This window comes from Arcobacter sp. F155 (assembly GCF_004116455.1).
Lineage (GTDB): Bacteria > Campylobacterota > Campylobacteria > Campylobacterales > Arcobacteraceae > Halarcobacter.
Genome location: NZ_PDJU01000035.1, coordinates 1 through 450, shown reverse-complemented (window position 1 = coordinate 450; position 450 = coordinate 1). Strand labels below are relative to the sequence as shown.

Here is a 450-nt window from a genome sequence, read left to right as displayed (position 1 = left end):
AAATGAAGGTGATTATGTAACTGCTGGTACTCTTTTGTATGAAGCAAAAGATTTAAGCAAAGGAAAATTGGAGATTTATGTTCCAATTTTGGATATTGATGATATAAAAAACAAAACAATATATCTTGATGGAGAGAAAACCAATTTGAAAATAGAGAAGATTTTTGATGTTGCTGATTCTCAACACATCTCTTCATCTAAAGTAAAAATAGTTTTAAATAATCCAAAAAAATTTTCAAGGTTGATAAAAATTGAGTTTAAGTAAAAATAGTATTGCCTGTCCACTTGATTGTTATGATACTTGTGAAGCACTATATGAAAATGGTTTAATAAAAGGGAACAAAAATCATGGAGTAACAAATGGAAAACTCTGTATAAATTTTGCAAATTTGCAAAATGAGAACTTCTTAAAAACTGCATATTATGAGAATAAAGAGATAACTTTAGAAG

2 pseudogenes are annotated in these 450 nt (G+C 26.9%); both read left to right on the top strand.

Features of this window, described 5'->3' with window-relative positions:
- Positions 1-265 (top strand): annotated as a pseudogene (locus tag CRV03_RS13965) (HlyD family secretion protein); the annotation flags it as partial.
- Positions 252-450 (top strand): annotated as a pseudogene (locus CRV03_RS13960) (molybdopterin oxidoreductase); the annotation flags it as partial. The pseudogenes CRV03_RS13965 and CRV03_RS13960, both read left to right, overlap by 14 nt.